Annotated in this window: 6 protein-coding genes and 1 tRNA gene; 3 read left to right on the top strand and 4 right to left on the bottom strand. The window is 64.8% G+C overall.

The genetic code is table 11. The features are described 5' to 3' along the window. The 4 genes from VF536_RS17405 to VF536_RS17390 form a co-directional block, all read right to left on the bottom strand. Nucleotides 1-1,014, bottom strand: a 1,014-nt coding sequence (locus VF536_RS17405; protein ID WP_331616120.1) for a type II secretion system F family protein, incomplete at its 3' end; no start/stop codon positions are given. 126 nt (nt 1,015-1,140) lie between these two features. Continuing rightward, entirely contained in the window at nt 1,141-2,874 is a 1,734-nt protein-coding gene (pilB, locus tag VF536_RS17400) for a type IV-A pilus assembly ATPase PilB (RefSeq protein WP_331616119.1), read from the bottom strand. 322 nt (nt 2,875-3,196) lie between these two features. Next, nucleotides 3,197-3,273, bottom strand: a tRNA-Pro gene (locus tag VF536_RS17395). Between the two features lie 39 nt (nt 3,274-3,312). Next, entirely contained in the window at nt 3,313-4,242 is a 930-nt protein-coding gene (locus VF536_RS17390) for a polyprenyl synthetase family protein (protein ID WP_331616117.1), read from the bottom strand. A gap of 373 nt (nt 4,243-4,615) precedes the next feature. Here VF536_RS17390 and rplU point away from each other — a divergent pair, with 373 nt between their 5' ends. The 3 genes from rplU (at nt 4,616) to cgtA (ending at nt 6,650) form a co-directional block, all read left to right on the top strand. Further along, nucleotides 4,616-4,927, top strand: a complete 312-nt coding sequence (gene rplU, locus VF536_RS17385) for a 50S ribosomal protein L21 (RefSeq protein WP_297531896.1) — start codon at nt 4,616-4,618, stop codon at nt 4,925-4,927. Between the two features lie 37 nt (nt 4,928-4,964). Beyond that, nucleotides 4,965-5,222, top strand: coding sequence for a 50S ribosomal protein L27 (gene rpmA, locus VF536_RS17380; protein ID WP_088407914.1), 258 nt, complete (start codon nt 4,965-4,967; stop codon nt 5,220-5,222). A 231-nt stretch (nt 5,223-5,453) separates the two neighbouring features. After that, on the top strand, nt 5,454-6,650 hold the full coding sequence (gene cgtA, locus VF536_RS17375) for an Obg family GTPase CgtA (protein WP_331616116.1): 1,197 nt from the start codon (nt 5,454-5,456) through the stop codon (nt 6,648-6,650). The last annotated feature ends 29 nt before the right edge of the window (nt 6,651-6,679 follow it).

Here is a 6,679-nt window from a genome sequence, read left to right as displayed (position 1 = left end):
GAAGACCTCGGTCTGTGTCATCGAGGTGGTGAGCGCCGAGCCTGCGGCCACGTCGCGCTGGATCTGCTCGGTGGCCTGGGCGTAGACGGCATTGCCCGAGGTGCCGCCGACCGAGTCCAGCGCTTCCACCAGCGGCACGCCGGCGGCAAACATCGTCGCCAGCGTGCGGGTCCAGCGCGCGACGGCGGACTTGTAGAGCAGGTCGCCGAAGATGGGGATCTTCAGCAGGAGACGATCCATGAACTTCTGCATCTTCTCGGAGCGCCTCCAACTCTGGAAGAAGAAGTACAGGCCGCCGCCGATGACGCCGAAGATCAGCCACCAGTAGGCGACGAAGATCTCCGACATCGCCATCACGAAGAGCGTCGGCGCGGGCAGATCGGCGCCGAAGGACTTGAACACGTCCTTGAAGGCCGGGATCACGAAGATCATGATCACCGCCGTCACGACGAAGGCGACGATCAGCACGGCGATCGGGTAGGTCAGTGCAGACTTGATCTTGCCCTTCAGGGCCACGGTCTTTTCCTGGTAGATCGCCAAGCGATCCAGCAGCGCTTCCAGGATGCCGCCCTGCTCGCCGGCTTCCACGAGGTTGCAGTACAGCGTGTCGAAGTAGAGCGGATGCTTGCGGAAGGCGGCGGACAGGGACGTGCCGGTCTCGACGTCCTGGCGGATGTCGGTCAGCAGTTTGGTCAGGCGCGGGTTCGGACTGCCGCGCGCGACGATGTCGAAGGACTGCAGCAGCGGGACGCCCGCACGCATCATGGTCGCCAACTGGCGCATGAACACCGAGATGTCCTTCTGCTTGATGGACCTGCCACCGGAGCTGCGACGCTTCTTGATCTTGCTGACCAGGATGCCCTGGCGCCGCAGCGACGCGCTGATGACGGCTTCGCCGCCGGCCCGCATCTCTCCGCGAACGATCTTGCCGTTGCGGTCCTTGCCTTCCCATTCGAAGACGAATTCCTTGATGCCCTTGGCCGCGCCCTTGGCGCTTGCGGTGGTCGTCGCCATATCACCTCCTGCCGTCGCGCCAGACGAGTGGCGCTCCCAATCTTTGACTCGTTCGAACGATCCTGGTGACCTGAAGCCGGACACGCGAACGCGGCGCCCGAGGACGCCGCGTCATGCTTTCCGATGTCATTCGTTGGTGGCCGCCAGCACCTCTTCCAGTGTCGTGACGCCCGCCCGGACCTTGACCAGCCCGGACTGCCGCAGGTCCCGCACGCCATCCGCGCGGGCCTGGTGGGCAATGTCCACGGCCGTTCCCTCGGACAGGATGATCCGCTGGATCGGCTCCGTGATGGGCATCACTTGGTAAAGGCCGACGCGTCCACGATAACCATTGTTGCAATTCGAGCAGCCGACAGCCCGGTACGGCTTCCAGCTGCCGTCGAGATCGGACTCGAGGAAACCGGCGCGCAGCAGCGCTTCGCGCGGATATTCGGCCGGTGCCTTGCAGTTCTCGCACAGCCGGCGCGCCAGCCGCTGCGCGGTGATCAGCAGCACGCTCGAGGCGATGTTGAACGGTGCGACGCCCATGTTCAACAGCCGGGTCAAGGTGGTCGGTGCGTCGTTGGTGTGCAACGTCGACATCACCATGTGGCCGGTCTGGGCGGCCTTGATGGCGATGTCCGCCGTCTCCAGGTCCCGGATCTCACCGACCATGATGATGTCGGGATCCTGGCGCAGGAAGGCCTTCAGTGCCGCGGAGAAGGTCAGGCCGGCCTTGTCGTTGACGTTGACCTGGTTGATGCCGGGCAGGTTGATTTCGGCCGGATCCTCGACGGTCGAGATGTTGGTGCCCGGCACGTTCAGGATGTTCAGGCAGGTGTACAGCGACACCGTCTTGCCCGAGCCCGTCGGACCGGTGACCAGGATCATCCCGTAGGGTCGCTGGATGCAATGGAGCAGGCGCTCCTTCTCGATCTTCTCGTAGCCCAGGGCCTCGATACCGAGCTTGGCCGAGGAGGGGTCCAGGATCCGGATCACGATCTTTTCGCCGAACAGCGTGGGCAGCGTCGAGACCCGGAAGTCGATCGCCTTGGAGCCGAACTTCAACTTCATCCGACCGTCCTGCGGGACGCGGCGTTCGGAGATGTCCATCCGCGAGATCACCTTGATCCGCGACGAGAGCTTGTCCTTGATCGCGATCGGCGGCTGGGTGATCTCGCGCAACTCGCCGTCCACCCGGAATCGGACGCGGTAGTGGTATTCGAAGGGCTCGAAATGCAGGTCCGACGCGCGCATGTTGATCGCGTCCACCAGCATCTTCTGCAGGAAGCGCACGACGGGCGCATCCTCGACGTCGGTGATCTCCTGCGACTCCTCCGGGGGCGGGGCGTCGTCCTCGGCGATGTCGAAGTCGAAGTCTTCGCCGGCGATGGCCTCCAGCGCCTCCGCTGTCGACGCGGCGGTGATCCCCAGCAGCTTCGCGAGCTTGTCGTGCTCGACGATGATCCATTCGGGCGTCAACTGGGTCGCGAACTTGATGCGCTCGACGACCTCCTGCTCGGTCGGGTCGGCCCCGCCGATGAACAGGCGGTTGCCCCGGCGCGCCAGTACCACGACCTGGTACTGCGCCGCCAGCTTGGCGTCGATGATGTTCTGCGGCAGCTTGTGGCCGTCGACCGAGTTCAGGTCCAGCAGCGGCAGGGCGAGCGCATGCGACAGCGTGTGTGCCAGGTCCGCTGGCGACACGGTGCCCGAGGCCATCACCGCGTTGACGAAGCTGGTCTTCTTTTCGCGGGCCAGCTTGACCAGGTCCTCGGCAGCCTGCGGCTTGAGCTTGCCGGCGTGCACGAGCACACGGGCAACGCCTGACAAGGCGGACTGGGGAGGTTCGGCCAGTGTGGTGTCCACGGATATCGCCATCGGGTAGGGTCTTGCCGGATGCCGGCGCACGCGCCGGAACAGCCCCTCACTTTACCCCCATGAACGGAGGGGCGGCGGCAGGGGCTGTCCTGGCTTTCACTGAAGTCAGACGCTTCGTGCAATTTCGGCCTTGGTCACTGGAAATTGAGCGCGAAATGTGCGAGACCTTCCGTGGGCACTCGAGCGCCCCCGCAAGGCCTGACCCCCAGGTGTGGGGCGGCGCGCCTCTTCACGGTACGCCGGCACGTGCCAAGCGTTTTGGTTTTGGCGCGCGCAAAGAAAAACGCCGCGAATCTTGCGATCCGCGGCGTCATCGATGTCCTGGTCGGGGTGAGAGGATTCGAACCTCCGGCCTCTACGTCCCGAACGTAGCGCTCTACCAGGCTAAGCTACACCCCGTTTTGGTCACTCGATCAAGAGGCTTTCAAGAACGTCTGTTCAAGAACTTCTCTCCACCGACTGAGCCGCAAATTCTAGCAGGCTTTCTTTCCACTTGGAAAGAGGCAGCGCCGACAAATGTTGTCTGGCCTGTGCGACCTCCGCGCGGGCCGCTTCGCGTGTCGCCTCCAGCGCGCCGGTGCGGCGCACGATGGCGACGATGTCCTGCAGGCGCTCCACCTCCCCATGCTCGATGGCATGGCGGATGAGTGCCCGGTCGTCCTCGGTGCCGCGCTCCATCGCGATCAGCAGCGGCAACGTGGGCTTGCCCTCGCGCAGGTCGTCGCCGACGTTCTTGCCCAGCGATTCGCTGGTGCCCTCGTAGTCCAGCGTGTCGTCGATCAACTGGAAGGCCGTGCCCAATGCGCGGCCGTAACCTGCGCACGCTTCCTCCAGCGCCGGTGGGGCATCGGCCAGCACCGCGCCCAGACGTGCGCTGGCCTCGAACAGCTTGGCGGTCTTGTAGCGGATGACGCGCAGGTAGCTGTCCACCGCGACGTCCGGGTCGTGCATGTTCATCAACTGCAGGACCTCGCCTTCGGCGATCACGTTGGTCGCGTCCGCCAGCACTTCCAGCACGCGCATGCGGTTCACCGAGACCATCATCTGGAAGGCGCGCGAGTAGAGGAAGTCGCCGACCAGCACGCTCGCCGCGTTGCCGAACAGCGCGTTGGCGGTCTGCTTGCCGCGTCGCAACGCGGACTCGTCGACGACGTCGTCATGCAGCAGCGTGGCGGTGTGGATGAACTCCACGACCGCCGCGAGTTCCCGGCTGGCGGGGGAGTCCGCATCCAGCGCGTTGGCGAACATCAGCACCAGCTTGGGCCGCATCCGCTTGCCACCTGCGTGGACGATGTATGCGGAGATCTGGTTGATCAGGGCGACGTCCGAGCGAAGCCGTTGCGCGATCACGGCATCGACTTCGTTCATCTGCGCATTCAGCGCCTCGAGGACCTCGGCAACTGGGGTAGAGGCAATGGGCTGCACTCTGGACTCACTGTGAGGGGAAGCGCGGATTATAGGAAGGCGCGGGGCCAGGTCTGTCCGTGACGTCCGCGCCCTCGCACGGGCGCGCCGCCAAAGTCACTCCGGCGCGTCGCGAATGCCTGCCCGATGTCGCTTCGGCGCCTCCCAAGGCCGGTGGCTACGGGCTTCGCGACGGATCAGGGTTTGCATCGATGCCAGGGTCTGTGCTACATTCTTGGGCTCCGCATCTTTGTGCGGTGTTTTTTCTTGGGCGGTCGATGGACGCTTCCGGTTGTTTCGGGGTGCCGACGAGCCGCTCTCATGTGAAAGGGCTGATATGTACGCGGTCATAAAAACCGGCGGCAAGCAATACAAAGTTGCTGCTGGCGAAAAGATCAAGGTAGAACAGATTGCTGCGGACGTTGGCCAAGAGATCGTGATTGACCAGGTGCTGGCCGTCGGAAACGGCGCGGACCTGAAGATCGGGACTCCCTTGGTTGCGGGTGCAAGCGTCAAGGCCACCGTGGTGGCGCATGGCAAGCATGACAAGGTGCGCATCTTCAAGCTGCGTCGTCGCAAGCACTACAAGAAGAGCCAAGGCCATCGCCAGACGTTCACCGAGCTGGAAATCAGCGCGGTCAACGGCTGATCTTTGACTCTCTCGTAATCTGATCAAGGAGTAATCCATGGCACAGAAAAAGGGCGGCGGCTCAACACGAAATGGCCGCGACTCGAAGCCGAAGATGCTTGGCGTCAAGGTGTACGGCGGCCAGACCATCTCGGCTGGCTCGATCATCGTCCGCCAACGCGGCACGAAGTTCCACGCGGGCACCAACGTGGGCATGGGCAAGGACCACACGCTGTTCGCGCTGATCGACGGCACGGTGTCCTTCACCGTCAAGGGCGAAAACAGCCGCTCCACGGTCGTCGTCACGGCGATCTGAGCGACTTGATGTCCTGACGCCGCGACGCGGGAGACCTGGGTCTCCCGCGTTCGGCGGACCCAGAGCCCCGGCCTCGTCCGGGGCTTTGTTTTTTCGGGGCCCGATCCCGTCGGGCACCGCGCCGACCGTGAGTCCGGCGAAACCTGACTCGCATCGATTCAAAGCATGGCCTCGCGCGGGAGCGTGGGGGCGTGAATTACGATAGCCCCGCTCCGGGACTGAAGGCCATCCATGAAGTTCGTTGACGAAGCCACCATCGATATCGCCGCCGGCAACGGCGGGGCGGGCTGCGCCAGCTTCCGGCGCGAGAAATTCATTCCGTTCGGCGGCCCGGACGGGGGCGACGGCGGCAAGGGTGGCAGCGTCTTCGCGATGGCCGACCGCAACCTCAACACGCTGATCGACTACCGCTACGCGCGCCGCCACGAGGCGCGCAACGGCGAAGCGGGCCGCGGCTCGGACCAGTTCGGCGCCGCCGCTGACGACATTACGCTGAAGGTGCCGGTCGGCACCATCGTCCGCGACCTGGAGACCGACGAGATCATCGCCGAGCTGCTCGACCCCGATGTGCCGGTGCTGCTGGCCAAGGGCGGCGATGGCGGCTTCGGCAACCTGCATTTCAAGACCTCGACGAACCGCGCCCCGCGTCAGAAGACGCCCGGCTGGCCCGGCGAGATCAAGAAGATCAAGATGGAGTTGCGCGTGCTGGCCGACGTCGGCCTGCTCGGTCAGCCCAACGCCGGCAAGTCGACGCTGATCGCCGCCGTATCGAATGCGCGCCCGAAGATCGCCGACTACCCGTTCACGACGCTGTATCCGAACCTGGGTGTGGTGCGCGTGGGGCCGGAGAAGAGCTTCGTCATCGCCGACATCCCGGGCCTGATCGAAGGTGCCGCTGAAGGCGCCGGTCTGGGCCACCAGTTCCTGCGCCACCTGCAGCGCACGCGCGTGCTGCTGCATGTGGTGGATCTGGCGCCGTTCAATCCGGACGTCGACCCGGTCGCCGAGGCCAAGGCCATCGTCAAGGAACTGAAGAAGTACGACGAGGCGCTGTATGAGAAGCCGCGCTGGCTGGTGCTGAACAAGCTGGACATGGTGCCGGTGGAAGAGCGCGCCGCCCGCGTGAAGGACTTCGTCAAGCGCTACAAGTGGAAGGGCCCGGTGTTCGAGATCTCCGCGCTGACGCGCGAAGGCTGCGAGCCGCTGATCCGCGCCATCTACGACCACGTGGCGGCGATCCAGTCGCCGCCGGTGGAAGACCCGGACGCGCGCTTCGACGCGCCGACGATCGATCCTCCGAAGGCCTTCCAGGAAACGCGCAAGACGCGCGCCACAAAGGCCAAGGCGGTCAAGGCCGCGAAAGCAGACAAGGCCGACAAGGCGGAAAAGCCGCCCGAGCGCGATCCGCGCTTCGATCCGCTGCCCTGACTTCCGGCTCCGGCCTCACCGTTCCCTGA

Source organism: Roseateles sp. (assembly GCF_036486225.1).
Classification (GTDB): domain Bacteria; phylum Pseudomonadota; class Gammaproteobacteria; order Burkholderiales; family Burkholderiaceae_C; genus Roseateles.
This window is presented reverse-complemented; position numbering and strand designations above follow the sequence as displayed.

Bases quoted from the DNA above. Each gene is read 5' to 3' on its own strand.
- pilB (WP_331616119.1), bottom strand. From the start codon at position 2,874: ATGGCGATATCCGTGGACACCACACTGGCCGAACCTCCCCAGTCCGCC.
- VF536_RS17390 (WP_331616117.1), bottom strand. From the start codon at position 4,242: ATGAACGAAGTCGATGCCGTGATCGCGCAACGGCTTCGCTCGGACGTC.
- rplU (WP_297531896.1), top strand. From the start codon at position 4,616: ATGTACGCGGTCATAAAAACCGGCGGCAAGCAATACAAAGTTGCTGCT.
- rpmA (WP_088407914.1), top strand. From the start codon at position 4,965: ATGGCACAGAAAAAGGGCGGCGGCTCAACACGAAATGGCCGCGACTCG.
- cgtA (WP_331616116.1), top strand. From the start codon at position 5,454: ATGAAGTTCGTTGACGAAGCCACCATCGATATCGCCGCCGGCAACGGC.